Below are 25,930 nucleotides of genomic sequence, written 5' to 3'. Positions count from 1 at the left end.
GGTGCGAGATGGCGGGACATGGAGGAGTGGCACGCCGTCCGACGCTCCGGATAGGGTCGCCCTGGCGCGACTGCCTGTTCGATAGCAAGGGATGCAAGGGTGACGGACGGAGCAGTTACTGAGGCCGCGCACGTGCTCGTGGCGGCCGACAAGTTCAAGGGGTCCCTCACGGCCGTGCAGGTCGCGGAGCGGGTGACGGCGGGGCTCCGGCACGTCGTCCCGGGCGTCCGGGTGGAGGCCCTGCCGGTCGCGGACGGCGGCGACGGCACGGTGGCGGCAGCGGTGGCGGCCGGATTCGAACGCCGCGAGGTCCGGGTGACCGGCCCGCTCGGCGAGCCCGTCACGGCGGCGTTCGCCCTGCGCGACGGCACGGCGGTGGTGGAGATGGCGGAGGCGTCCGGCCTCCAACTGCTGCCCGAGGGCGTCTTCGCGCCCCTCACGGCCACCACGTACGGCTCTGGCGAGCTGCTGCGCGCCGCGCTCGACGCCGGGGCCCGCACCATCGTGTTCGGCGTCGGCGGCAGCGCCACGACCGACGGCGGCGCCGGCATGCTCGCCGCGCTCGGCGCGCGCTTCCTGGACGCGGACGGCGAGCCCGTCGGCCCGGGCGGCGGCGGCCTGCGCGACCTGGTGACGGCCGACCTGTCGCGGCTGGACCCGCGCTTCGCCGACGTGGAGCTGGTGCTCGCCAGTGACGTCGACAACCCGCTGACCGGCCCGAAGGGCGCTCCGGCGGTGTTCGGCCCGCAGAAGGGCGCGTCGCCGCGGGACGTGGAGGTCCTGGACGCGGCGCTCGTGCGGTACGTCGAAGTGCTGGAGAAGGCCCTGGGCCCGCGCGCCGCCGAGGCGGCCGTCTCGCCGGGCGCGGGCGGCGCGGGCGGCATCGGCTACGGCGCCCTGGTCGGACTCGGCGCGGGCTTCCGCCCCGGAATCGAGCTGATGTTGGACATCCTGGGCTTCACCGAGGCCCTCGGTCGGGCCACGCTCGTGATCACCGGTGAGGGCTCCCTCGACGAGCAGACCCTGCACGGCAAGGCCCCGGCCGGTGTCGCAGCGGCGGCCCGCGCGGCCGGTGTCGAGGTCGTCGCGGTCTGCGGCCGCCTGGCGCTGCCCCCGGAGGTCCTGGGTCGGGCGGGCATCCGCCGCGCGTACCCCCTCACCGCCCTGGAGCCGGACCCGGCCCGGTGCATCGCCGAGGCGGGGCCCCTCCTGGAGCGGGTCGCGGCGGACATCGCCCGCGACTTCCTGGGCTGAGGCCCCGCCGCGGCCGGCCCCGCGCACCCCGCCGGGGCCGCACCCCGCCGGGTCTCACGGCCCGGCGGGCGCCGCCGCGAAGCCCCGGTCACCGGCGCGCAACACACCGCTGCGAGGATCCGGCCATGAACACGGACACCATCCGCATCGAGACCCTCGACGGCGGGCGCATCCGCGCCGGAGCCGACGGGGAACTGGCCGCCCTGCTCCAGGACGCCGTCCACGACGGCGCCTCCGTCGGTTTCCTGGCCCCGCTCGGCACCGGCGAGGCGGCCGCCTGGTGGCGCGGCCTCGCCGCCGAGGCCGAGGAGGGGACGCGGACCGTCTGGGCGGCGTACGGCGCCGAGGGCGCCCTCCTGGGCGTCGTGACGCTCGCCCGGGCCGCCATGCCGAACCAGCGGCACCGCGGCGACATCGCCAAGCTCCTGGTGCGCACCTCCGCGCGGGGCCGCGGGCTCGGGCGGAGGCTGCTGGCCACCGCCGAGGCGGGGGCGACCGCCGCCGGCCTGACCCTGCTCGTCCTCGACACCGAGACCGGCAGCCCCGCCGAGGGCCTCTACCGGTCCGCCGGCTGGACCCGGGTCGGCACCGTCCCCGGGTACGCCGCGGACCCGTCGGGGGAGCCGCGCGCCACCACGTACTACTACAAGGCGCTCGGCTGACGGCTGACGGCTGACGGCGGACAGGCGAGGGGCCCGGGTGCGCGTCGCACCCGGGCCCCTCGTACGGTCCGTCCGCCTACGGCAGCTGTGCCGCCCGCGCCTCCCGGCTCTCGCGCCGGTTGTCGCGGAAGGTGTTCACCCGCCGCGCCGTCGCGAACAGCGGGATCACCGCGCCCAGCACGACCTGCAGCGCGCAGCCCGTCTGGAGCAGCAGCTGGCCGCCCGGGGCGTCGAACGCCCACGCCGCCAGCAGGCCCATCGCGCCGACGATCCAGCTCAGCATCGCCACCGCGAGGACGCCCCGCGGCTTGGGGTACTCGACCCGGCTCACCATCAGCCACGCCGTGCCGACGATCGCCAGCAGCGTCGGGATGAACGGCAGCTCCAGCAGCACGATCGAGACGACGGTCAGCGCGCCGAACGGGCTCGGCATGCCCTGGAACATGCCGTCCTTCATCGTGACGACCGAGAACCTCGCCAGCCGCATCACGACGGCGAGCAGCACCACGATCGCCGCCACCGCGGACACCCGCTGGTGCGCGTCGTCCGCGACCATCCCGTACACGAGGACGAAGTACGCCGGGGCCAGGCCGAAGCTGATCAGGTCCGACAGGTTGTCCAGCTCGGCGCCCATCGGCGACGAGCGGAGCTTGCGCGCCACGAGCCCGTCGAACAGGTCGAAGATCGCCGCGCAGAGCATCAGGATCACGGCCGTCGCGGCGGAGTGCCGCGCCATGCCGGTCTCCTCACTGCCCGTGAGGTGCGGGATGAGGATGCCCGTGGTGGTGAAGTACACCGCCATGAAACCGCAGGTGGCGTTGCCCAGGGTGAGCGTGTCGGCTATCGACAGGCGGAGCGAGAGGGGCATCTCCTCCGGCTCCTCGGCGACGGGGTCCACCTCGCCGCCGGCGACCCAGCCGGCCGGTCGTTCGGGGTCAATCACGGTCAATGCGAGTCACCCCCGCGGTCGTGGTCTGACCGACCTCGACGGCGACGTCCACACCTTCCGGGAGGTAGATGTCGACCCGCGAGCCGAAGCGGATCAGACCGATCCGGTCACCCTGCTCGACCTTGGCGCCCTGCGCCAGGTACGGCACGATGCGCCGGGCCACGGCACCGGCGATCTGCACCATCTCGATGTCGCCGAGCTCGGTGTCGAAGTGCCAGACGACGCGCTCGTTGTTCTCGCTCTCCTTGTTGAACGCCGGTACGAAGCCGCCCGGGACGTGCTCCACGGACGTCACCGTGCCCGCCATCGGGGCGCGGTTGACGTGGACGTTCAACGGGCTCATGAAGATGGCGACCCGGGTGCGCCCGTCCTTCCACGGCATGATGCTCTGCACCACCCCGTCGGCGGGTGAGATGACCCTGCCCTGCGCGATCTCGCGCTCGGGGTCGCGGAAGAACCACAGCATGCCGGCCGCGAGCGCGGTCGTCGGGACGGCGATCGCCGCGGCGCGCCGGGAGCGGCGGGCGCGGACGAGGCTTGCTGCTGCGGTGGCGACGGTCGGCAGGAGCCACGGCGATGCTCCGCGCGCGAGGCGGACGCGGCCGCGAGGTGCAGAGGTTTGGCTGTGGGGCATGGATGACCTTCGTAGCGGATGATGCCGCGCTCGGGAACGGGGGACGGCGGCTTTTCGGCGATGCTATCGGTTGCGGGCCGCAACTGGGCAAGCCAGAAGCCGAGTCGACGGCCGGAAGAAGATGACTGGATGTGATCTTCTTCGCGGTCATATCGTCCCAAAACCGACAATCAGCCCTGGAATCGGTACTCCTCGAGCAGGCGGCGACCGATGATCATTTTCTGGATCTCGGCGGTGCCTTCACCGATGAGCAGCATCGGGGCCTCCCGGTAGAGGCGCTCGATCTCGTATTCCTTGGAGAACCCGTATCCGCCGTGGATGCGGAAGGCGTCTTCCACGACCTCCTTGCAGTATTCGGAGGCCAGGTACTTGGCCATGCCTGCTTCGAGGTCGTTTCGTTCCCCTGAGTCCTTTTTGCGAGCTGCGTTCACCATCATGGCATGAGCGGCCTCGACCTTGGTAGCCATTTCGGCCAATTTGAACTGGATGGCCTGGTGCTGGGCGATCGGCTTGCCGAAGGTGTGGCGCTGCTGGGCGTACTGCACACCCAGCTCGAACGCACGCTGAGCGACGCCGCAGCCACGGGCCGCCACATTCACCCGGCCGACCTCCACGCCGTCCATCATCTGGTAGAAGCCCCGGCCGGTGACCCCGCCCAGCACACGATTGGCCGGAACCCGCAGCCCGTCCATGATCAGCTCGGTGGTGTCGACCCCCTTGTACCCCATCTTGTCGATCTTGCCGGGGATGGTGAGGCCGGGTCGCACCTCGCCGAAGCCCGGTTCCTTCTCCACCAGGAAGGTCGTCATCGACCGGTGCGGGGCCGTGCCCTCGGGGTGTCCTTCGTCACTCCGGACCAGGACGGCCACCAGGGTGGACGTGCCGCCGTTCGTCAGCCACATCTTCTGGCCGTTCAGGACGTACTCGTCGCCGTCCCTCACCGCCTTCGACGTGATGGCCGACACGTCCGAGCCGAGGCCCGGCTCCGACATCGAGAACGCGCCGCGCACCTCGCCGGCCGCCATCCGCGGCAGGAACGCGTCCTTCTGCTCCTGCGTGCCGTGCTGCTTGAGCATGTACGCGACGATGAAGTGCGTGTTGATGATGCCCGACACGGACATCCAGCCGCGGGCGATCTCCTCCACGCACAGCGCGTACGTCAGGAGCGACTCGCCCAGGCCCCCGTACTCCTCGGGGATCATCAGGCCGAACAGGCCCAGCTCCTTGAGCCCGTCGACGATCTCCTGCGGGTACTCGTCCCGGTGCTCCAGCTCGGTCGCGACCGGGATGATCTCCTTGTCGACGAACTCCCGGACGGTGGACACGATCTCCTGCTGGACGTCGGTGAGACCGTGGGTCTGCGCGAGTCGGGCCATGACTACTTCTCCTGCGCCTTCGGTTCCGGGCGGCCGGGCTGCTCGCCGCCGCGCTCCTCTGTGTACGTCGCGGTGGGGACCATCACCTTGCGGCGGAAGACGCACACGAGCGTGCCGTCCTGCTTGTGGCCCCGGGTCTCGACGTGGACGATCCCGCGGTCGCCCTTGGACTTCGACGGCCACTTGTCCAGGACCGTCGTCTCGCCGTAGATCGTGTCCCCGTGGAAGGTCGGCGCCACGTGCCGCAGCGACTCGATCTCCAGGTTGGCGATGGCCTTGCCGGAGACGTCCGGCACGGACATGCCGAGCAGCAGCGAGTAGACGTAGTTCCCGACGACGACGTTCCTCCGGAAGTCGGTCGTCCTCTCCGCGTAGTTCGCGTCCAGGTGGAGCGGGTGGTGGTTCATCGTGAGGAGGCAGAAGAGGTGGTCGTCGTACTCGGTGACCGTCTTCCCGGGCCAGTGCTTGTACACCGCCCCGACCTCGAACTCCTCGTAGGTGCGTCCGAACTGCATCCGCCTCACGCCTCCGGGGTCTCGAACGTGCTGGTGCGCCGCATCCCGGCGGCCCGGCCCTTGCCCGCGACGACCAGGGCCATCTTGCGGCTGGCCTCGTCGATCATCTCGTCGCCGAGCATCGCCGAGCCCTTCTTCCCGCCGGCCTCGGACGTGTGGTACGCGTACGCGTCCAGGATCAGCTCGGCGTGGTCGTAGTCCTCCTGCGACGGGGAGAACACCTCGTTGGCCGCCTCGACCTGGCCCGGGTGGAGCACCCACTTGCCGTCGAAGCCCAGCGCGGCGGCGCGGCCCGCGACCGCGCGGAAGCCGTCCACGTTCTTGATCTGGAGGTAGGGACCGTCGATCGCCTGGAGGTCGTTGGCGCGGGCCGCCATCAGGATCTTCATCAGGATGTAGTGGTAGGCGTCCGCCGGGTAGCCGGGCGGCTGCTCGCCGACCACCAGCGACTTCATGTTGATCGACGCCATGAAGTCGGCCGGGCCGAAGATGATCGTCTCGACGCGCGGCGACGCCTGCGCGATCTCGTTGACGTTGTTCAGGCCCTTGGCGTTCTCGATCTGCGCCTCGATGCCGATGCGGCCGACTTCAAAGCCCATCGTCTTCTCGATCTGCGTCAGCAGCAGGTCCAGGGCGACGACCTGCGAGGCGTCCTGCACCTTCGGCAGCATGATGCAGTCGAGGTTCGGGCCGGCGCCCTCGACGACCGTGACGACGTCCCGGTACGTCCAGTGGGTCGTCCAGTCGTTGACGCGCACCACCCGGGTCTTGCCCGTCCAGTCGCCCTCGTTGAGGAACTTCACGATCGTGTGCCGCGCGTCGGGCTTGGCGAGCGGCGCGCAGGCGTCCTCCAGGTCCAGGAACACCTGGTCGGCCGGGAGGCCCTGGGCCTTCTCCAGGAACCGCGGGTTCGAGCCCGGCACCGCCAGGCACGAGCGGCGGGGGCGCAGCCGGTTCACGGGAGCGGTCTCGGTCATGCGGGAACCTCCAGGGGGTCGAGCTTGTTGGCTTTCCGGATCTCGTCGACGATACGGCCGATGATCTCCGTGATCCCGAAGTCCTTCGGGGTGAAGACGGCGGCCACGCCCGCGCGCCTCAGTGCGTCGGCGTCGGCGTTCGGGATGATCCCGCCGACGACGACCGGGATGTCGGCGGCGCCGGCGTCCCGCAGCCGGCGCAGCACGTCCGGCACCAGCTCGGCGTGCGAGCCGGACAGGATCGACAGCCCCACGCAGTGCACGTCCTCCGCGAGCGCGGCGTCCACGATCTGCCCGGGCGTCAGCCGGATCCCCTGGTAGACCACCTCGAAGCCGGCGTCCCTGGCCCGTACGGCGATCTGCTCCGCGCCGTTCGAGTGGCCGTCCAGGCCCGGTTTGCCGACCAGCAGCCGCAGCCGTCCCGCGCCCAGCTCGGCGGCCGTCCGGGCGGTCTTCTCCCGGACGGCCGCGAGCGGGGTCCCCTCCTCGGCCGCCACCGCCACGGGGGCGGACGAGACGCCGGTCGGCGCGCGGAACTCGCCGAACACGTCGCGCAGCGCCCAGGCCCACTCCCCGGTCGTGACCCCCGCACGGGCGCACTCCAGGGTGGCGGCGAAGAGGTTCCCGTCCCCGGCGGCCATCGCCTTGAGGGCGGCGAGGGCGTCCTGGGCGCGGGCCTCGTCGCGGTTGTCGCGCCACTCGTGCAGCGCGGCGACGACCCGTGCCTCGTTCGCCGGGTCCACGGTCTGGATCGCCGTGTCCAGGTCCGCGGTGAGGGGGTTCGGCTCGGTCGACTCGAAGCAGTTCACTCCGACGATCTTCTCCTCGCCGGCCTCGATCCGGGCCCGCCGCTCCGCGTGCGAGGCGACGAGCTGCGCCTTGAGGTAGCCGGACTCGACGGCGGCCATCGCGCCGCCCATCTCCTGGATCCGCTCGATCTCGGCGAGGCTCTCCTCGACCAGGGCGTTCACCTTGGCCTCGACGACGTGCGAGCCCTCGAAGACGTCGTCGTACTCCAGCAGGTCGCTCTCGTGCGCCAGGACCTGCTGGATGCGCAGCGACCACTGCTGGTCCCAGGGCCGGGGCAGGCCCAGCGCCTCGTTCCAGGCGGGCAGCTGGACGGCCCGCGCGCGGGCGTCCTTCGACAGCGTCACCGCGAGCATCTCCAGGACGATGCGCTGGACGTTGTTCTCCGGCTGCGCCTCGGTCAGCCCGAGCGAGTTGACCTGGACGCCGTAGCGGAACCGGCGCTGCCGGGGGTCCTCGATGCCGTACCGCTCGCGGGTGATGCCGTCCCAGATGCGGCCGAAGGCGCGCATCTTGCACATCTCCTCGATGAAGCGGACGCCCGCGTTCACGAAGAACGAGATCCGGGCGACGACGTCCCCCCTGCGCTCCTCGGGGACCTGCCCGGAGGCGAACACCGCGTCCAGGACCGCGATGGCCGTGGACATCGCGTACGAGATCTCCTGGACCGGGGTGGCGCCCGCCTCCTGCAGGTGGTAGCTGCAGATGTTGATCGGGTTCCACTTGGGGAGGTGGTTCACCGTGTAGGTGATCATGTCGGTGGTCAGCCGCAGCGACGGACCGGGCGGGAAGACGTGCGTCCCGCGCGACAGGTACTCCTTCACGATGTCGTTCTGCGTCGTCCCCTGCAGCTTGGAGACGTCCGCGCCCTGCTCCTCGGCCACCACCTGGTAGAGCGCCAGCAGCCACATGGCGGTGGCGTTGATGGTCATGGACGTGTTCATCTGCTCCAGGGGGATGTCCCGGAACAGCCGCCGCATGTCACCGAGGTGGGAGACCGGCACGCCGACCCGGCCGACCTCGCCGCGGGCGAGGACGTGGTCGGGGTCGTAGCCGGTCTGCGTGGGCAGGTCGAACGCGACCGACAGACCGGTCTGCCCCTTGGCGAGGTTGCGCCGGTACAGCTCGTTGGACGCCTCGGCGGTCGAGTGGCCGGCGTACGTCCGCATGAGCCAGGGCCGGTCCTTCTTGCGTTCCGCCATCAGACGTTCCGGAAGCGGTTGATGGCGTCGATGTGCCGGGCGCGCATCTCCGGGTCGCGGACGCCGAGGCCCTCCTCGGGGGCGAGGCAGAGGACGCCGACCTTGCCCTGGTGGAGGTTGCGGTGGACGTCGTACGCGGCCTGGCCGGTGTCCTCCAGCGCGTACACCTTCGACAGGGTCGGGTGGATCTTGCCCTTGGCGATCAGGCGGTTGGCCTCCCACGCCTCGCGGTAGTTCGCGAAGTGCGAGCCGACGATCCGCTTCAGCGACATCCACAGGTAGCGGTTGTCGTACTCGTGGTGGTAGCCGGAGGTCGAGGCGCAGGTGACGATGGTGCCGCCCTTGCGGGTGACGTACACGGACGCGCCGAAGGTCTCGCGGCCCGGGTGCTCGAAGACGATGTCGACGTCCTCGCCGCCGGTGAGCTCGCGGATGCGCTTGCCGAAGCGCTTCCACTCCTTCGGGTCCTGGGTGCGCTCGTCCTTCCAGAACCGGTAGCCCTCGGCGGCGCGGTCGATGATCGCCTCGGCGCCCATGGACCGGCAGATGTCCGCCTTCTGCTCGCTGGAGACGACGCAGATCGGGTTGGCGCCGCCGGCCAGCGCGAACTGCGTGGCGTACGAGCCGAGGCCGCCGCTGGCGCCCCAGATGAGGACGTTGTCGCCCTGCTTCATGCCGGCGCCGTTGCGGGAGACGAGCTGGCGGTAGGCGGTGGAGTTGACCAGGCCCGGGGCGGCGGCCTCTTCCCAGCTGAGGTGGTCCGGCTTCGGCATCAGTTGGTTCGACTTGACCAGGGCGATCTCGGCGAGGCCGCCGAAGTTGGTCTCGAAGCCCCAGATGCGCTGCTCGGGGTCGAGCATCGTGTCGTTGTGGCCGTCGGAGGACTCCAGCTCGACGGAGAGGCAGTGCGCGACGACCTCGTCGCCCGGCCTCCAGGCGTTGACGCCCGGACCGGTGCGCAGGACGACGCCCGCCAGGTCGGAGCCGATGACGTGGTACGGCAGGTCGTGGCGCCGGGTCAGCTCCGAGAGGCGGCCGTAGCGCTCCAGGAAACCGAAGGTCGACACCGGCTCGAAGATCGAGGTCCACACCGAGTTGTAGTTGACCGAGCTGGCCATGACGGCGACGAGGGCCTCGCCGGGGCCCAGCTCCGGCAGGGGCACCCGGTCGAGGTGGAGCGACTTGCGGGGGTCCTTCTCGCGGGTGCTGAGACCGGCGAACATCTCGGTCTCGTCCTTGTGGACGGTGACCGCGCGGTAGGACTCCGGCAGCCTGATGTGGGCGAAGTCCTCGGACGTGGTGTCCGGCGACTGGATGGCGTCCAGGATTTCCTTCACGGTGGTGCCTCCGGCGATGCATGCGTCTTCGAGGGGACGCTGAGGGGAACGTCGGGATGCTGCTGGGGAGGTGTGCCGTCGGTTCGGCCGGTGGTGCTGGGCGGCGCGGGGTGGTGCGCAAAGGTGCCTGTGACGCAGGCGTCCGGGCGCGCGGCCCCGGGATGGGCCGTGGGGACAGCCGGCGTACGAGAGTCCTCTGCACGCCGGCCGCCCGGACGACATCAACGTATGGCACCCCGTGCCAACTGACAAGACACTGCGTGCCAACAATTTCTCTCACTTGTCATCCGCCCGACACGGATGAGCGGCAACGGCCGCCCCATGCGGAGCGGCCGTTGCAGAACGTGTTCGATTGTGTGGGATCAGTGCTGCCGGGAGGAGCGGCGGCGTACGGCGAGGAACAGCAGCGCACCCGACGCGACCAGGGCGCCCGCCGCGCCGATGAGGGCCGGGGCGTCGTCCGAGCCGGTCGACGCGAGGGCGCCCGACCCGCCGCCGGTGCCGGTGCCGGTGCCGGGGGTGGAGGTGGAGGTGGGGGCGGGGGTGTGGGTGGGCGACGGGCCCGGTGAGGCCGTGTCACCCGGTGTCGGGCTCGCGCTGGGGGAGGGGCTCGCCGTGCCCGCCCCGGCCGCGGTGACCGTCAGGAACGCGACCTTCGCGCGCTGCCGGGGGTCGTAGGGGCTGAGCGAGGGGTCGAACACGACGCCCTCGGCGCCGTCCAGCGCGCGGACCGGCTTCAACGCGAACGAGAACAGCCGCCGCTCGCCGGGGGCCAGGTCCTTCGGGTCGGCGCAGCGGTAGACGGCGCCGGACGGCACCGGGGCCGCGTCCCCGGGACGGTCGCCGAACGTGGGCGGGGGCGCGTCGTTCCACCGGTCCGACCACGGCTCGGGGCGGCACCGCGGGTCGGGCCGGACGACGTCGACCCCCGGCGGCACCTCGACCAGGGCGACGGGCCCGGTGAGCGGCGCGCGCCCCCGGTTGAGGACGCCGACCCGGGCCGTGGCCACCCGGCCCACCGCCGTCCGGACGCTCGCGCCGACCGCGGCGCCGTCGGCCGCGGGCGGGCTGTGCACGCCGATGACGGGCGGCCGGTCCACCGTGTACGTGTCGGCCGGCACCGGCACGCGCGGCGGCGCGGGGGAGGTGCCGGGCACGAGCGCGAGCGGGGCGGAGCGGCCCCGCACCCCCGTCCGCTCCGCCGGGCGGGTCGACGCGAAGAAGTCGATGCGGCCGTACTCGGCGAGGCCCACCATGGCCACCGCGAGCCCGGGCGAGGTCCGGTAGGTGGTGCCGGGCTGCAGGGCCGTGTCGAACTCGCACTGCATGCCGATCCGCGCGGACCTCGGGTCCTTCGGGTCCTTCGTGCGGTACCAGCAGTTCTTGTGGTCGCCGGGGAAGGCGACGGTGTCGTCGCCGTCGAAGCCGCTGACGCTGAGCGTCACGCGGTTCAGCGGCCGGGCGCCGGTGTTGGTGAGGTCGAACGGCGCCGCGGCCCGGCCGCCGGGCGGGATCTCGATCGAAATGTCCTTGGGGAAGCCGCCCAGGGTCAGGCTGTCCCGGTCGGCGACGGCGACCTTCAGCTCGGAGGGGGTCTCCTCCACCGTGCGGGCGTTGTCCGCGCGCACGGTCGCCCGCACCACGCCGCTGTCCCCCGCCGCCGTGCCGAGCCGGGGCCGGGCGAAGAAGGGGACGTGCGTCTCCGGGTCGCCGGTGCCGTCCGGCATGGCCACCGGACACGTCGCCAGCGTCCCCGTGACGCGGCACTCCGGACGGAAGCGGAACTCCGCGACGTTGGCGGCCCCGGCGACGTCCACGGTGATCTCGGCGCCGGTGATGGGCGCGCCGTCGGGCCGGTCCCCCCACACCGCGAACTGGTACGTGCGGAAGTGCGCCTCGGTGAGCGCGCCGGCCGGCCGGGCCAGCGCGTCGGGCCCGAGACCGCCGACCTCGATCACGGCCGGCGGCGGCGTGTCGGCCCGGGCGGGCGCGGCGGCGGCGCCCACGGCGCCGGCGAGGAGTACGGCCAGCGCCGTGCCGCCGCCGAGGGCGGCGCGGCGCGTCGGGCCGGGCGGGGAGAGGGTCATCGTGGAACGGGTCCTTCCGGGAGCCGGCGTTCGAGGGGCGGAAAGCCCCTCGTGTCCGAACGGCCCCCCGCGTCTTGGCGGTTGGACACCCGCCGTGCCCGGAAGGTTGTACGGGACGGGGCCCGCGCCCCGCGGTCAGGCCACGTCGTGGCCGAGGGCGCGGGTGATCGTGCGCATGACGTGGTCCAGCGGCGCGTCGGTACGGGCCACCGCGACCAGCACGTCGCCCTCCGCCGACGCGGTGACCGCCGGCTCCCCGACGCCGGTCCGGGGCGCCGTGGACCGGCCGGCCCCGATGCCGGTGCCGAACGTCCTGCGGACGATCGCGAACGCGTGGTCCAGCTGGTCCTCCACGTCGCCCTTGCCACCGGCCCGCAGCCAGCGGCGCAGCACGTGGTTGTGCGCGGTGACGACCGCGGACGCGGCCACCTCCGCCAGCAGCGGGTCGTCGTTGCCGTCGTGGTGGTCGCGCTCGTCGAAGTGGCCCAGCAGGTAGCGGGTGAACAACCGCTCGTAGCGGGCGACCGACGCGATCTCGCGCTCCCGGAGGGTGGGGACCTCCCGGGTGAGCCGGTAGCGCGCGACGGAGACCGCCGGGGAGGCCGCGTACATCTTCATGACTTCCTTGATGCCCCGGCACACCGTGTCGAGCGGGTGCTCGTGCGCGGGGGCCGCGTTGAGGACGGCCTCCGCCCGGACCAGCGTGTCGTCGTGGTCCGGGAAGATCGCCTCCTCCTTGGAGCGGAAGTGGCGGAAGAACGTCCGCCGTGCCACGCCCGCCGCGGCGGCGATCTCGTCGACCGTCGTCGCCTCGTACCCCTTCGTCGCGAACAGCTCCATCGCGGCCGCCGCCAGCTCGCGGCGCATCTTGAGCCGCTGGGCGGCGGCACGGCCGCCCGCGGCGCTCTCCGGAGTGTCGGGCGCGGTGCTGGCACGGGGTGTCTTCGAGGGCTGGGACATGCCCCGAACGTACTGCATCGGTGCCGGAGGGCGCGCTGGCGGGGGAGGGCCGCCCGACGCTCCGAGCAGCCCGCCCCACTCGTCGTGCGGCCCGTGTGGCCCCGGGCCGTACGCCTCCCCGGGCTCAGCGCCGCGCATACTCGCGGAAGCCGCGCCCCGTCTTGCGGCCCAGGCAGCCCGCCGCCACCAGGTGCTCCAGCAGCGGTGCCGGCGCCAGGCCGGGCTCGCGGAACTCCTCGTGCAGGACCCGCTCGATGGCGAGGGACACGTCCAGGCCGACCACGTCGAGCAGTTCGAACGGCCCCATGGGATAGCCGCCGCCCAGCTTCATCGCGGCGTCGATGTCGTCGAGCGTCGCGTAGTGCTCCTGGACCATCTTGACCGCGTTGTTCAGGTACGGGAAGAGCAGGGCGTTGACGATGAACCCGGCGCGGTCCCCGCAGTCCACCGGGTGCTTGCGGATCCTCCCCGTGACCGCCCGGACGGTGGCGTGGACGTCGTCGGCGGTGAGGACCGTGCGGACGACCTCGACCAGCTTCATCGCCGGGGCCGGGTTGAAGAAGTGCATCCCGATCACGTCCTGCGGGCGCGAGGTGGCGCGGGCGCAGGCGACGACGGGCAGCGAGGAGGTGGTGGTGGCGAGGACCGCGCCCGGCTTGCAGACCTCGTCGAGCGCGGTGAACAGCTGCCGCTTCACCTCCAGGTCCTCCGCGACCGCCTCGACGGCCAGGTCCACCCCGGCGAACGCGTCGAGCGAACCGGCGGGGGAGATCCGGGCCAGCGTCGCGTCACGGGCCTCGGAGGTCAGCCGGCCCTTGGCGACGGAGCGGGCGAGGGACGCGGCGATGCGGGCCTTCGCCGCGTCGGCCTTCTCCGGGGAGCGGGCGACGAGGACCACGTCGTACCCGGCCTTCGCGAAGACCTCCGCGATGCCCGACGCCATCGTGCCGGACCCGGCGACGCCGACCGCGCGGACCTCGCGCGGCTCCGCCCCGCCCCCGCCCCCGGGCTCGGGGGTGAGCGCGTCCGGCACGACCGCGGCGCTGTCCGGCGCCTCGTACGTGTAGAAGCCGCGGCCCGCCTTGCGGCCCGTCAACCCGGCCTCGGCCAGCTGCTTCAGGATCGGCGCGGGCGCGTGCAGCCGGTCCCGCGACTCGGCGTACATGGCCTCCAGGACGGTACGGGCGGTGTCGACGCCGATCAGGTCCAGCAGCGCCAGCGGGCCCATCGGCAGGCCGCAGCCGAGCCGCATCGCCGCGTCGATGTCCTCGCGGGAGGCGTACTTCGACTCGTACATGGCGGCGGCCTGGTTGAGGTAGCCGAACAGCAGGCCGTCCGCGACGAAACCGGGGCGGTCGCCGACCGCGACGGGCTCCTTGCCCAGGGCGTGCGCCAGGTCCGTGACGGCAGCGACGGCCTGCGGGGCGGTCAGCACGGACGACACGACCTCGACCAGCTTCATCGCCGGGGCCGGGTTGAAGAAGTGCAGGCCCAGCACGCGCTCCGGGCGGGCGGAGTCGGCGGCGAGCCGGGTCACGGACAGCGCGTTCGTACCGGTCGCGATGATCGCGTCGGGCCGGACGATGCCGTCCAGGGCGCGCACCACCCGCTGCTTCACCTCGTACGACTCGGGAACGACCTCGATGACGAGGTCGGCGTCGGCCGCGGCCCGGAGGTCGGAGAACGTGCGGAACCGGGCGAGGACGTCGCGCCGCTCCTCTTCGGTGAGCCGCCCGCGGGCCACGGACCGGGCGGTGGAGGCCGCCAGCGCGGCGGCCGCGCGGCGGGCGGCGGCCTCGCTGACGTCGATGCCGACGACCTCGCGGCCGGCTCGGGCGAGGACCTCGGCGATGCCGGCGCCCATGGTGCCGAGGCCGACGACGGCGATGGTGGAGAGAGGGGTGTCCATCACGGGACTCCAGGGATGAGTGACGACTGGTGAGGGTGCGGGCGCGGCGGCCCGGCGCCGCACACGCACGGGGGAGCGGCGGAAGGGGGCGTGCCGCGCGCGGGCCGCGCCGGGCGGGCGTGGCCACGACCGGACGGGCACGTCCATGCGCGCCGCGCGGGGGGAAACCGGCGGACTCTGTCCCGGAGTCACGCCGTGAAAGGTGCTGAACCGACTGGCACCCGGGCGGCTGCGTCACCAGGCCGCCCGGAGGGGTGCGGGGGGTTGGCCCCGCTCACCTGAGATTAACCGGTGGGTAATGAGCGCGCCAGCCCCCGGAACGGGCGGGGAGGTGTGATCTGGATCGCGGCCCCGGCCCGTCGCTACCCTGACCGCCATGGACCCGGAGTTCGGCTCGCTCACCGACCGGTTGCACGACGAGGCCGGGGACGACCCCGCGTACGGGCGGCTCGCCGCGACCGCCGACCCCGAGGAGCTGGCCGCCGTCCTCACCGCCCCCCGGCAGCCGCTGTGGGCCCGCGAACTGGCCGCGTTCCGGCTGGGCGTCGCCGGTGACCGGCGCGCCTTCGAGGCGCTGGTGCTCTTCCTCAACCACCGGGACCCGGAGCGCCGCGTCTCCGCCGCCCACGCGCTGACCGCGCTCGGCGACCCGCGCACCCCCCGTGCCGCCGCCGCGCTCGCCACCAACGAACTGCGCGTCGCCTACGCCCTCGTGGCGGTACGGCTCCTGGCCGCGCTGCGCGCCCCCGAGTCCGTACCCGCCCTGGTCACCGCGCTGGGCCGCCGCCTCGCCCCGGACGACCCGCACTGGCGGGTGGGCGTCGCCTGCGCCGAGGGCCTCGGCGCCCTCGCCGACCCCCGCGCCCGCCCCGTCCTGGAGGCCGCCCGCCGCCACCCCCGCATCGGCCCGGCCGCCGGGGCCGCCCTGGCCCGCCTGCCGGAGGAGTGAGCCGGGCGGCCGGGACGGCTACAGGCGCCTGGCGTACCGGAGTTCCACGACCTCGGTGCCGCCGACCTCCCACGGCTCGCGCGCCCCGTCCGGCGCGAACCCGGCCTTCGCGTAGAAGCGGCGGCCCGGCGCGTTGCCCTCCAGCACCCACAGCGACAGCCGCGCGCAGCCCCGGGCCACCGCCCGCGCCACCACCTCGTCCATCAGCGCGCGCCCCGCGCCGGTCCCCATCACCTCGGGGCGTACGTACAGCGCGTACAGCTCGCCGTCGCCGGGGCCCGCGTCCGGCGAACGGTCCGGACCGAACGCCGCCCAGCCGACCACCTTCCCGGCGCGCTCCGCCACCAGGTGCACCACCCGCTCCCCGGCGCGCGCCAGGTGCTCGCGGCGGGCCTCGGCGTCCTCCCCGACGTCCATCGCCGCCAGGTACGCGGCGGGCAGCAGCCCGCGGTAGGCGGACCGCCAGCCCTCCACCCGCACCTCGGCGACCGCCGCGCAGTCGGCCTCCGTCATCTTCCTGACCCGCGTGGTCACGGCCGGCGCTCCTGCGGGAGCACGGCGAACGCCTCGACCTCCAGGAGCAGTTCGGGCCGGAACAGGGCGCTGACCTGGACGGCCGAGCTGGCCGGCGGGCGAGCCGTGTCGACGGCCTCGTCGCGGGCCGCGCGGACCGCCGGGAGGTGCGCCACGTCCGTCACGTAGTACGTCAGCTTCACCACGTCGTCGAAGGTGGCGCCCGCCGCCGCCAGACAGCGGCCCAGGTTCGCGAAGACCTGCCGTGCCTGGGCCGCCGGGTCGCCCTCCCCGACGACCCGGCCGTCCGCGTCGAGGGCGCACTGCCCGGACACCGCCACGAACCGGCCGGTGCCCCACACGACATGGCTGTAGCCGGAACCGGGCGCGACCCCCTCGGGGGCCGCCACATGCGTCAGATGCGTCGTCATGCCGCCCATCCTGCTGGACGGCCCGGCCCGGCCGCGCGCGGGTTTTTGCCCGCCAGAGCCCGTTTGCCAGCGCCCGTCCGCCAGCGCCCGTCCGTCAGTACCCGCGCGGCAGCGCCGCGAGCGCCCCGTGCACCGCCGGGTGCGCCCTCTCGGTGGCCGCCGCGGGCTTCGGGTCGGGCCGGGCCGGGCACGCCGCGTCCGGTCCGGCGCCGCCGTCGCCGCGCGGCACCTGGCCCGTGTCCAGGTACTGGACGAGGATCCGGTCCGCGCAGGCGTTGCCGCGCAGGGTCACCGCGTGGTTGCCGCCGCCCTGCTCCACGACCAGCCGCGAGCCGCGCAGCAGCCGGTGGGTGGCGACGGCCCCCTCGTACGGGGTGGCGGCGTCCTCCGTCGCCTGGAACAGCAGCACCGGCGGCACCGCGTCGTTCGCCACGTCCGGCGGCGTCAGCGACGGCACCGGCCAGAACGCGCACGGCGCGTTGTACCAGGTGTTGTTCCAGGTGGAGAACGGCGCCTTCGCGTGCGTCGCCCAGGTGTCGCGGCGCCACACGTCCCACGACTTCGGCCACCGCGCGTCCCGGCACTCCACGGCCGTGTAGACCGCGTACGCGTTGTCGGTGGACTCGTCCGGCGCGGCGAGCGACCGGTACGCGTCGACCAGCCGGCGCTCGTCGCCGTCCTTCGCGTACGCGGAGAACGCGGCGGCCAGCCCCGGCCAGTAGCCGTCGTGGTAGGCGCCCGCCAGGAACGTGTCCTCCGCCTCCGCCGCGCCCACCTCGCCGCCCGCCGGCCTCTCCCGCAGCGCCGCGCGCATCGCGTACCAGCGGGCCTCCACCCGCGCCGGGTCGTCGCCCAGCCCGTACACGGCGTGGTGCCGCGCCACCCAGGCGAGGAACGCCTTGTGCCGCGCGTCGAACGCGTGGTCCTGCGCCAGGTTCGCGTCGTACCAGACGCCGCCCGGGTGGACCACCGAGTCGAGGACCGCGCGCCGCACCCGCTGCGGGTACAGGCGGGCGTAGACGGCCCCCAGGTACGTCCCGTACGAGTAGCCGAAGTAGGTGATCTGGGGCGCGCCCAGGGCCTGCCGGATCGCGTCCACGTCACGGGCCGCGCTCACCGTGTCGATGTGGGGCAGCAGCCGCGCGTGCCGGTCGCCGCACGCCCGGGCGAAGGCCGCGGCCCGGGCCGTGTTCCGCTGCTCCTCGCGCGCGTCGCGCGGCACCGAGTCGGGGCGTACGGGGGCGAAGTGGCCGGAGCGGCACGTCAGGGCGGGTTCGCTGGCGCCGACGCCGCGCGGGTCGAAGCCGATCACGTCGTACCGCGCCGCGACCTTCGCCGGCAGGGACGCGGCCACGAACCCGGCCAGGTCGCGGCCGCTCGCGCCGGGGCCGCCCGGATTGACCAGGAGCGGTCCCTCGGAGGCGGGCGCGGTGTGCCGGACCCGGGACAGGGCGAGGGTGATGCGCTCCCCGTCCGGGTCGGCGTGGTCGAGCGGCACCCGCAGCGAGGCGCACTCCAGCCGGGGGTACTGCTCGGTGCCGCACGCCTTCCACGACAGCGGCGCGCGGGGCTCCGGCGCGGTCGGTTCGGCGGCCGACGGCGCGACGCCGACCGCTCCCGCGATCAGCGCGCCCGCGGCGATGACTACTCCTGCGCGTTTCTGCATCCGGCCAGTGTCCGGGGCGGGGCGCCCCGATCCGGGGCGGACGGCGCCGATGCGCCCGGACGTGACCCGATCGGGGGCAGGGCGGATCAGGGCGTGGCGAGGCGGGCGGACCCCGACGCGTCCGGCGGCCCCGAGGCCGAACCCGGCTGCGGCGGCGCGTGCCTGACGGACGGTCCGCCGCCGGTGCCGGGCCGGCGCGCAGGCCCCGTCCACCGCGTCGTCCGGGCGGCCCCCGACCCCTCCCCGCACGAGGGCGGCCCCCGGCCGTCCGGGCCGGCCCCCGCCGGAAGGCGGTGGCCGCTCCCGTGACCGGCGCGGCCGGATTTGGGCCCGCCCGCCCCAGGTGGTTGGCTGGACCCCCCTGATCGAGGTACGAAACGCTGGAGGACGAGGCAATGGCGCAGGTCGAGGCCACGACGGAACGGGTCATCGCGGCGGACGCGGAGACCGTGTTCGACACGCTGGCCGACTACGGGAACGCCCGCGCGAAGATCCTGCCCGAGCAGTTCAGCGAGTACCGGGTCCACGAGGGCGGCGACGGCGAGGGCACCCTCGTCCACTGGAGGCTCCAGGCCACCAGCAAGCGCGTCCGCGACTGCCTGCTCGACGTCACCGAGCCCACGGACGGGCAGCTCGTCGAGAAGGACCGCAACTCCTCCATGGTCACCACCTGGACCGTCACCCCCGCCGGCGAGGGCCGCTCCCGCGTCGTCGTCACCACCGTCTGGAACGGCGCCGGCGGCATCGGCGGCTTCTTCGAGCGCGCCTTCGCCCCCAAGGGCCTCGCCCGCATCTACGACGCGGTCCTCGCCAACCTGGCCGCCGAGACCGAGAAGAAGTAACCCCCACGGGTCCCCGGACCCGTCACCGGATCGGGTGGACTTTCCGGACGCCCCCGGCGCGCTCCGCGCGCACGGGGGACCGCCCCGCCGACCGGGCCGACCCCCGCTCACCCTGCGCGGACGGCCCCGCCACCGCCCCGCGGACGCCGGGCGGCGGCCCCTCCACCCCTCTCCCGCCCGTGATGCCCTACTTGGTCACGGTCCGTACGTGAGGCGGACAATGCGCCCCGTACGCGAGCACGCGAGACGAGGGGAGCAGGTTCCGTGGGTGGGATCACGCTGGCGAAGGACGAGCGGGCCGGGCAGGCCGCGCCCGACGGCACCGCACCGCCGTTCCCCGGGGGCGCCCCGCCCCGCCCCGCGCTCCGGCGGGGCCGCACGGCGCTGGTCCTGACGGGGCTCGTCCTCGCGGTGCTCCTCGCCGCGCTCCAGCAACTGGCCCTCGCCGCCGCCCTCCCGGCGCTCGCCGCCGACCTGCCGGACGGGCCCGGCCGCGCCGTCCCCTGGACCGTCGTCGCGTACCTCCTCACGACCGCCGCGTCCCTGCCGCTCCACGGCAAGCTCGGCGACCTCTACGGCCGCAAGGGAACGTTCCTCTCCGCGCTGGCCCTGTTCACCGCCGCGTCCGCGCTGGCCGGCTGGGCCCGCACCCCGGACGAACTGGTCGCCCTGCGCGCCGTCCAGGGACTCGGGGCCGGCGGCGTGCTCGCCGGGGCCCAGGCCGTCACCGCCTCCCTCGCCCCCGCCCGCCGGCGCGCCCGCCACCACGCCCTGCTCGGCGCCGTGTTCGCGGCCGCCACCGTGGCGGGCCCGCTGCTCGGCGCGTACGTCACCGGCGCCACCTCCTGGCGCTGGACGTTCCACCTCACCGTGCCCGGCTGCCTCGCCGCCCTGCTCCTCGTCGGCGCCGCCCTCACCCCGTCGGACCCCACCGCCGCGCGGGGCCGCGGCTCCGCCGCCGCCCACCGCCGCGCGCGCCCCGGGCTGCTCGGCGCGCTGCTCCTGACCGCCGCGACCGCCTGCCTCGTGCTGCTGCTGACCTGGGCCGGCGGCCCGTACGCCTGGACCTCCCGCACCGTCGCCGCCCTGGCCTGCGCCACCGCGATCGGCTTCCTGCTGTACGCGTTCGCCGCCCGCCGCGCACCGGAACCGGTCCTCCCGCCGCGGCTGCTGCGCGACCCGGTCTTCCTGGTCGCCGGGCTCGTCACCACCGCCGTCGGGGCCTGTCTGGCCGGCCTCGCGGTCTGCCTCCCGGCCCTCCTCCAGCGGGGCGGACCGCAGGGGCCGTGGGAGACGGCACCGCTGATGCTGCCCCTGCTCGGTTCCCTCGCCGCCGCGTCCCTGGTCTCCGGGCACCTCGTCCACCGCACCGGCCACCACGCGGTCCAGGCCGTCGTCGGCGTCGCCGTCGCCTGCGTCGGCATGTGGCTGCTCTCCCGGGTCGACACGGGCACGCCCCGCGTCGAGCACGGCGTCTGGCAGGCACTCGTCGGCGCGGGCGTCGGCCTCGTCCTGCCCGTCCTCGTCCTGGCCGTGCAGAACGCCGCGCCGCCCACCGACCTCGGGGCCGCGACCGGCGCCCACACCCTGTGCGGCCAGCTCGGCGTGTGCGCGGGCGCCACCCTCCTCGGCACCCTCGCCGCCGGCCCGCGCACGCTCCCGGACGCGCTGCGGGAGGGGTACGTCGAGGCGTACGCCGACGCCGCGCCGCGGATCCTGCTCCACCTGGCGGCGCTGCTGGCCGCCGGCCTCCTCGCCGTCCTCTTCCTCCGGGAGAGGCCGCTGGCGGCCGACGCCCCGCCCTCCGGGGGCACCCTCCCCGGGGCCCGCACCCCCGAGGGGGCCGCCGCGCCCGGGCCCCGGACGGTCGGGTCGATGCTGCCCCCGCCGCGCGAGGACGCCGACGACCCGGCCCCCGGCCCCGGCGCGCCCCTGTGCGGCACGGTCCGCCACCACGACGGCACGCCCGTCCCCGGCGCGGCCCTCACCCTCCTCGACGCCCACGGCCGCCAGACCGGCCGCGGCGCGAGCGGCGCCGGGGGCCGGTACGCGCTGAGCACCCCCGCCCCCGGCGTGTACGTCCTCATCGCCTCCGCCGCCGGCCACCAGCCCCGCGCCGTCACCCTCACCGCGGGCGCCCGCCCCGACGGGAGCGTCGAGCGGGACATCGTCCTCGGCGGTGCCGGCCGCCTCTCCGGAACCGTCACCGTCCCGGGCGGCACGCCCGCCGAGGGCGCCACCGTCACCCTCACCGACGCGCGCGGCGAGGTCGTCGCCGCGACCCGCACCGGCCCCGGAGGCGGGTACGTCCTCACCGGCCTCCTCGCCGGCGACTACACCCTCACCGCGGGCACGCCCGGGCTGGGCCCCACCGCTCTCCCGGTCGGCGTGGACGCGGAGCACGAGACGCGGCAGGACGTGGAGATCGCGGGCGGCGCCGTCCTGAGCGGCACCGTGCGCGCCCCCGGCGGCCGTCCCGTCGAGGAGGCCCGCGTGTCGCTGCTCGACGCGGCCGGCAACACCGTCGGCACCCTCACCACCGGCCCCGACGGCACCTTCCGCTTCTCCGACCTGGCGGCCGGCGCCTACACGGTGATCGCCTCCGGCTACCCGCCGGTGGCCGCCCCGCTGCGGGTGACGGGGGGCGCCCGCGCCGCACGGGACGTCTGGCTCGGCCACGGCGACTGACCCCGGCCGGTTCCGGGGCCCGGCGCGGGCAATCCGCGCGGGCCCCCGGCGCCCGGCCGGGGTCAGTCGCGCACTGCGGTGCCCGGGTCCTGCCGGGCGCGCGGGCCGTCCGCGGTCAGCCCTGCTTGCCGCGCCCCGTGAGGGCGTCGCGGAGCCGGTCGACCATGCCCGTGCCCGGGGCGAGGAGCTTGTTGGCCGGCGGCTTGTCCGGGGCGGCCGGGTGCGGACGGGTCGGCGCGGTCTTCTTCGCCCGGCGCACCTTGTCGCCCAGCTCGTCCAGCTCCTCCTGCGAGCACGCCTCGCGGAGCCGGGGCAGCAGGTTCGCCTCCTCGTCGGCGACGTGCTCGCGGATCTCCGCCATCAGCTGCGCGACCAGCACGTCGAACCGGGTGTCGTCCGCCTCGCAGCCCTCCAGCTCCTTCATGGTGCGCTCGGCGGACGCGTGGTCCTCCAGCTCCTTGTCGGCGAGCGCGTCGCCGCCGGACAGGTGCTCCCGCACCGCCGGGTACAGGTACTCCTCCTCCGCGACCGAGTGGCGGACCAGCTCCATCGTGACCTGGTCCGCGAGCCGCTTGCGCTCCGGGTCGCCGGGTGCCAGCCCCTCGATCCGGGCGAACAGCTCCTCCACCTCCCGGTGGTCGGTGGTCAGCTCGGTGATCACGTCTCCGCCGTGTCCCATGGGGTCTCCGTCTCCTTCGCGTTCCGGCTGAACGATCAGAGTGCGGATACCACCAGGAACGGGTGATATGCGTCATTACGCCGTCCGGCCCCGCCGGGGTACCGTGCAAGCCGTCCGAACACCCTTACGGCCTACGGATCGACCGTGCACGCACAGCTCTCCCCGATCGTCGCGGCCACCGCGCAGTGGCTCGTCCGCGCCTACCCCCCGGGAGGCGGCGCCGTCGACCACGCCCTCGTCGAGGCCCAGGCGCGCCAGGCGGCGGGCGTCGCCGCCGCGCTGCGCTACCCCACCGAACTCGACGCCGCCCTGGTCGCCGTCACCGGCGCCGGGGGCGCGGACCGGCTCGACCGGGTCGCCGGCGCCGCGGAGGACGACGCGCCGTGGCGCAGCTGGGTGGACGAGGTCGTCGCCAGTTGGGCCGCCTGCCTGCTCGGCGAGCCCGACCTGGCGGCCGCCGCCGTCGCCGCCACCGCCGACCGGTCGCCCGCCGGGCACCGCCGCCTCCTGTCGCCCGGCGAACGGGACCTCCGCGCGGCGGCGCTGCTGCGCCACCCGGACCTGCTGGCCCCGGTGGCGGACCTCCACCGCGCGGAACTCCTCGCGGCCCTGGCCCCCGACCCGCGGGACCCGGCCGTCCCCGCGTGACGCGCCCGTGGCCCACCCGGGGCTCAGACCGCGGCCGGGGCCAGCACCGCCGCGATCGCCCCGGCCAACTGGTCCACCCGGCCGGGCGGGAGCCCCGCGACGTTGATCCGCCCCGTCGCCGTGCCGTACACCGCGTGGTCCCGGCGCAGCGCCGCCATCTGCTCCGGCGACAGCGGCAGCCCCGTGAACATGCCCTTCTGCCGCGCCAGCGGCCCGGCCCAGTCGCCGCAGCCCAGCGCCTCCAGCCGGGCGACCAACGCGGCGCGGCCGGCGGCGATGCGGCCCCGCATCGCGTCCAGCTCCGCGCGCCACGCCCCGCGCAGCTCCGCGTCCTCCAGCACCGTCGCCACGACCGCCGCGCCGTGCTCGGGCGGCATCGAGTACAGGGTGCGGGCGGCGTTCTGCAGGGCCGTCTCCGCGTGGCGCAGGGCCCGGGCCGAGGAGCCCAGCACGATCGCGCAGCCCGTACGGTCCGCGTACAGCCCGAAGTTCTTCGAGCAGCTCACCGCGACCAGCACCTCCGGCAGCCGCTCCGCCAGCGTCCGCGCCGCCCACAGGTCCTCGTCCAGGCCGTCGCCCAGCCCGTGGTACGCCAGGTCCAGGAACGGCACCCACCCCGCGCGGGCCGCCGTGTCCGCCAGCGCCTCCCACACCTCCCGCGCCGGGTCGACGCCGGTCGGGTTGTGGCAGCAGCCCTGGAGCAGCACCACGTCGTCCCGGCCCGCGCCGCGCAGGTCGTCCAGCAGCCCCTGCGGGTCGGTCCAGCGGTACGCGCGCACCGCCAGCCCCGCGGCCTCCAGGATCGGCCGGTGGTTCACGTACGCCGGGTCGCTGATCCACGCCGTCGCGCCGGGGCGGGTCCGCCGCACGAGGTCGGCCAGCAGCCGCAGCGCGCCCGTGCCGGCGACGGTCTGCACGGCGGTGGCCCGGCCGGCCGGCACGTCGCCGCCCAGGACCAGCGAGAGCATCGCGCGGTTGAACGCCGTGTTGCCGGACAGGCCCCGGTACTCCTTCGACGCGGAACGCTCCGCGAGGCGTATCTCGGCCTCCCGCACGGCCCGCATCACCGGGGTCACGCCCGTGTGGTCGCGGTAGACGCCCAGGACCAGGTCCAGCCGTTCGGGGCGCGGGTCGGCGCCGAACTCGGCGGCCAGGTCCCACAGCGGGTCGGCCGGCGGGGCGGGCAGCAGCTCAAGCATCGGGGGAGACCTCCGGTTCACGTGGGGAACGGGGGCGTCGGTTCGCCAGGACCACGCCCGTGGTGATGAGGGGTACGCCGACGAGCACGGCCGCCGTCGGCCGCTCGCCCAGCAGGGGGATCGCCAGCAGCACCACGGCCACCGGGCTCAGGCTGCCCACCACGGAGCTGCGCTCGGCGCCCAGCCGCCGGATCGCGAACGCGTACAGCAGCCCGGCGCACAGCCCCACGCCCAGCCCCTGCACCACCAGGAACAGCGCGACGTCGGCCGCCGCCGCGTCCGCGAACCCGGTCGGCAGGACACCGGCCGCCACCAGCACGGCGACCACCGCGAACGAGGGTGCGCACAGCAGCCCGATCGACCCGACCGGGTCGAGGTCCACCTCCCGCAGCCCCACCGTGTACAGCGCCCACAGCCCGCTCGCCACCAGCAGCGTCCCCGAGCCCAGCATCACGTCGCCGTCGAACGGCACCGCGTACCGCCACACCAGCGCCACCACGCCCGCCGCGATCAGCACCAGCCCGGCCCCCCGCGTCCCGCGCGGCACGCCCCGCCCCCGCGCCACCATCAGCGCGGACACGAACAGCGGCACCATGCCCGGCACGATCGCCCCGACGAACGACGCCGAGGTCAGCGACCCGCCGAACATCGCGGCCAGGAAGAACGGCACCCCGGCCCCGCCCGCGACCCGCGCGGCCGGGCCGGGCCGCACCGAGGCCAGCGCGTGCCGGCGCCGCCACAGCGCGGGCGCCAGGACGACCAGGGGAACCCCGAAGCGCAGCAGCGCCGCGTCGGCGGGCAGCAGCGTCGACGTGCTCAGCGCCCGCGCGCTCAGGGCGAACGCCGCCCAGATCGCCACGGTCAGCAGCAGCGCCGCCGTGCCCGCGGCCCGCGGGGACGGGCCGCGCGGGAACGCCCCGCGGCCCGCCGCGGGCGCCCCCGCCGCGTTCGTCGCGACCACACCACACCTCCCTGCCGGACGGATCCCATCCCTCGTGCCGCAACGCTAGGCCCTCGGCCGGGGCAGTCGATTGCCAGTTCTGCCGCTCAGACCTATGTTTGGGGCAGGATCTGCCAAGAACGGCGGCGGACGAACCGAAGGCCGGGGCAGGGGCCGGGGAGGGCGGGCGGCGGACGTGGACGACATCGACCTGCGGATCATCCGCGAGCTCCAGGCCGACGGCCGGCTCTCCAACCAGGAGCTCGCCGACCGCGTCCGGCTCTCCCCCTCCCCGTGCCTGCGCCGGGTGCGCCGCCTGGAGGAGGCCGGGCTCATCCGCGGCTACACCGCGGTGGTCGACCAGGTCGCGTACGGACTGCCGATCACCGTGTTCGTCCGCATCCGCCTGGAGCGCCACACCGCGGAGGCCGTCGCCGTCTTCGAGGAGCACGTCGCCCTCATCGAGCACATCCAGGACTGCTACCTGATGGCCGGCAGCAGCGACTACCTGCTGCGCGTGGTGATCGAGAGCCTGGAGGCGTACGAGCGGCTCGTCCGCGACCGGATCCACGCCGTCCCCGGGATCGCGTCGATCGAGTCCAGCTTCGCGTTCGGCAGCGTCAAACAGTCCCGTACCTACCCGCGCCCGGCGCGCCCCCGCTGACGGGGCCGCGCCTGGTACCGCCACCGGGCGCCGCGTACCGTG

The 25,930-nt window shown here is 74.7% G+C and carries 23 protein-coding genes; 7 read left to right on the top strand and 16 right to left on the bottom strand.

Features of this window, described 5'->3' with window-relative positions:
• Positions 1 to 99: 99 nt before the first annotated feature.
• On the top strand, positions 100 to 1,254 hold the full coding sequence (locus AC07D6_RS12950) for a glycerate kinase (RefSeq protein WP_315877789.1): 1,155 nt from the start codon (positions 100 to 102) through the stop codon (positions 1,252 to 1,254).
• Between the two features lie 125 nt (positions 1,255 to 1,379).
• Entirely contained in the window at positions 1,380 to 1,916 is a 537-nt protein-coding gene (locus AC07D6_RS12945) for a GNAT family N-acetyltransferase (RefSeq protein WP_315877788.1), read from the top strand.
• A 76-nt stretch (positions 1,917 to 1,992) separates the two neighbouring features.
• Here AC07D6_RS12945 and pssA read toward each other — a convergent pair whose 3' ends face one another.
• The 10 genes from pssA to AC07D6_RS12895 all read right to left on the bottom strand — a co-directional run bounded on the left by pssA (position 1,993) and on the right by AC07D6_RS12895 (position 14,669).
• Complete coding sequence (gene pssA / locus AC07D6_RS12940; protein WP_315877787.1) at positions 1,993 to 2,865, bottom strand: CDP-diacylglycerol--serine O-phosphatidyltransferase; 873 nt, start codon at positions 2,863 to 2,865, stop codon at positions 1,993 to 1,995.
• Entirely contained in the window at positions 2,852 to 3,499 is a 648-nt protein-coding gene (locus tag AC07D6_RS12935) for a phosphatidylserine decarboxylase (RefSeq protein WP_315877786.1), read from the bottom strand. Before AC07D6_RS12935 ends, pssA begins: the two co-directional genes overlap by 14 nt.
• A gap of 170 nt (positions 3,500 to 3,669) precedes the next feature.
• Positions 3,670 to 4,875 (bottom strand): acyl-CoA dehydrogenase family protein, encoded by a 1,206-nt coding sequence (locus AC07D6_RS12930; RefSeq protein WP_479043858.1) that lies wholly within the window; start codon positions 4,873 to 4,875, stop codon positions 3,670 to 3,672.
• A gap of 2 nt (positions 4,876 to 4,877) precedes the next feature.
• Positions 4,878 to 5,390, bottom strand: a complete 513-nt coding sequence (locus AC07D6_RS12925) for a MaoC family dehydratase (RefSeq protein ID WP_315877784.1) — start codon at positions 5,388 to 5,390, stop codon at positions 4,878 to 4,880.
• Between the two features lie 5 nt (positions 5,391 to 5,395).
• Complete coding sequence (locus tag AC07D6_RS12920; RefSeq protein WP_315877783.1) at positions 5,396 to 6,367, bottom strand: HpcH/HpaI aldolase/citrate lyase family protein; 972 nt, start codon at positions 6,365 to 6,367, stop codon at positions 5,396 to 5,398.
• Complete coding sequence (locus AC07D6_RS12915; RefSeq protein WP_479043854.1) at positions 6,364 to 8,376, bottom strand: protein meaA; 2,013 nt, start codon at positions 8,374 to 8,376, stop codon at positions 6,364 to 6,366. The genes AC07D6_RS12920 and AC07D6_RS12915 overlap by 4 nt, the downstream gene beginning before the upstream one ends.
• On the bottom strand, positions 8,376 to 9,713 hold the full coding sequence (gene ccrA / locus AC07D6_RS12910) for a crotonyl-CoA carboxylase/reductase (RefSeq protein WP_315877781.1): 1,338 nt from the start codon (positions 9,711 to 9,713) through the stop codon (positions 8,376 to 8,378). Before ccrA ends, AC07D6_RS12915 begins: the two co-directional genes overlap by 1 nt.
• Positions 9,714 to 10,075: 362 nt before the next feature.
• On the bottom strand, positions 10,076 to 11,800 hold the full coding sequence (locus AC07D6_RS12905) for an LPXTG cell wall anchor domain-containing protein (RefSeq protein ID WP_479043851.1): 1,725 nt from the start codon (positions 11,798 to 11,800) through the stop codon (positions 10,076 to 10,078).
• A gap of 135 nt (positions 11,801 to 11,935) precedes the next feature.
• Positions 11,936 to 12,760, bottom strand: coding sequence for a TetR family transcriptional regulator (locus AC07D6_RS12900; RefSeq protein WP_479043848.1), 825 nt, complete (start codon positions 12,758 to 12,760; stop codon positions 11,936 to 11,938).
• Between the two features lie 124 nt (positions 12,761 to 12,884).
• Positions 12,885 to 14,669 carry a 3-hydroxyacyl-CoA dehydrogenase family protein gene (locus AC07D6_RS12895; RefSeq protein WP_315877778.1) on the bottom strand — a complete coding sequence of 595 codons (1,785 nt, stop codon included), beginning with the start codon at positions 14,667 to 14,669 and terminating at the stop codon, positions 12,885 to 12,887.
• Between the two features lie 376 nt (positions 14,670 to 15,045).
• On the opposite strand from AC07D6_RS12895, the gene AC07D6_RS12890 reads away from it, so the two are divergent.
• The gene (locus AC07D6_RS12890; protein ID WP_479043845.1) at positions 15,046 to 15,618 is read left to right on the top strand and encodes a HEAT repeat domain-containing protein; all 573 of its coding nucleotides are present in this window, start codon (positions 15,046 to 15,048) and stop codon (positions 15,616 to 15,618) included.
• Between the two features lie 18 nt (positions 15,619 to 15,636).
• Here AC07D6_RS12890 and AC07D6_RS12885 read toward each other — a convergent pair whose 3' ends face one another.
• From AC07D6_RS12885 to AC07D6_RS12875, 3 genes are all read right to left on the bottom strand, one after another.
• Positions 15,637 to 16,152, bottom strand: coding sequence for an N-acetyltransferase family protein (locus AC07D6_RS12885; RefSeq protein ID WP_479043842.1), 516 nt, complete (start codon positions 16,150 to 16,152; stop codon positions 15,637 to 15,639).
• The gene (locus AC07D6_RS12880) at positions 16,149 to 16,562 is read right to left on the bottom strand and encodes a RidA family protein (RefSeq protein ID WP_479043839.1); all 414 of its coding nucleotides are present in this window, start codon (positions 16,560 to 16,562) and stop codon (positions 16,149 to 16,151) included. The genes AC07D6_RS12885 and AC07D6_RS12880 overlap by 4 nt, the downstream gene beginning before the upstream one ends.
• Positions 16,563 to 16,656: 94 nt before the next feature.
• The gene (locus AC07D6_RS12875; RefSeq protein WP_479043837.1) at positions 16,657 to 18,228 is read right to left on the bottom strand and encodes an alpha/beta hydrolase; all 1,572 of its coding nucleotides are present in this window, start codon (positions 18,226 to 18,228) and stop codon (positions 16,657 to 16,659) included.
• Between the two features lie 395 nt (positions 18,229 to 18,623).
• Here AC07D6_RS12875 and AC07D6_RS12870 point away from each other — a divergent pair, with 395 nt between their 5' ends.
• Both AC07D6_RS12870 and AC07D6_RS12865 read left to right on the top strand, forming a co-directional pair.
• Positions 18,624 to 19,070 (top strand): SRPBCC family protein, encoded by a 447-nt coding sequence (locus tag AC07D6_RS12870; RefSeq protein WP_479043835.1) that lies wholly within the window; start codon positions 18,624 to 18,626, stop codon positions 19,068 to 19,070.
• A gap of 264 nt (positions 19,071 to 19,334) precedes the next feature.
• A complete protein-coding gene (locus tag AC07D6_RS12865) occupies positions 19,335 to 21,758 on the top strand; it encodes an MFS transporter (protein ID WP_479043833.1) in 2,424 nt (807 codons plus the stop codon).
• Positions 21,759 to 21,873: 115 nt separating this feature from the next.
• Here AC07D6_RS12865 and AC07D6_RS12860 read toward each other — a convergent pair whose 3' ends face one another.
• Positions 21,874 to 22,437 carry a hemerythrin domain-containing protein gene (locus AC07D6_RS12860; RefSeq protein WP_315877771.1) on the bottom strand — a complete coding sequence of 188 codons (564 nt, stop codon included), beginning with the start codon at positions 22,435 to 22,437 and terminating at the stop codon, positions 21,874 to 21,876.
• 144 nt (positions 22,438 to 22,581) lie between these two features.
• Between AC07D6_RS12860 and AC07D6_RS12855 the strand changes: the two genes are divergently transcribed.
• Positions 22,582 to 23,085 carry a hypothetical protein gene (locus tag AC07D6_RS12855; protein WP_479043830.1) on the top strand — a complete coding sequence of 168 codons (504 nt, stop codon included), beginning with the start codon at positions 22,582 to 22,584 and terminating at the stop codon, positions 23,083 to 23,085.
• Between the two features lie 23 nt (positions 23,086 to 23,108).
• Here AC07D6_RS12855 and AC07D6_RS12850 read toward each other — a convergent pair whose 3' ends face one another.
• Positions 23,109 to 24,284: an amino acid aminotransferase gene (locus tag AC07D6_RS12850; RefSeq protein WP_479043827.1), complete on the bottom strand. Its 1,176-nt coding sequence runs from the start codon at positions 24,282 to 24,284 to the stop codon at positions 23,109 to 23,111.
• A complete protein-coding gene (locus AC07D6_RS12845; protein ID WP_315877768.1) occupies positions 24,277 to 25,245 on the bottom strand; it encodes a DMT family transporter in 969 nt (322 codons plus the stop codon). The genes AC07D6_RS12850 and AC07D6_RS12845 overlap by 8 nt, the downstream gene beginning before the upstream one ends.
• Before the next feature lie 175 nt (positions 25,246 to 25,420).
• On the opposite strand from AC07D6_RS12845, the gene AC07D6_RS12840 reads away from it, so the two are divergent.
• Positions 25,421 to 25,888: an Lrp/AsnC family transcriptional regulator gene (locus tag AC07D6_RS12840; protein ID WP_479043825.1), complete on the top strand. Its 468-nt coding sequence runs from the start codon at positions 25,421 to 25,423 to the stop codon at positions 25,886 to 25,888.
• Positions 25,889 to 25,930 lie beyond the last annotated feature (42 nt).

The organism is Streptomyces sp. NPDC045287 (assembly GCF_056432325.1).
Note: the sequence above shows the minus strand (reverse complement) of the source record. Positions and strands in the feature narration are given on the sequence as shown.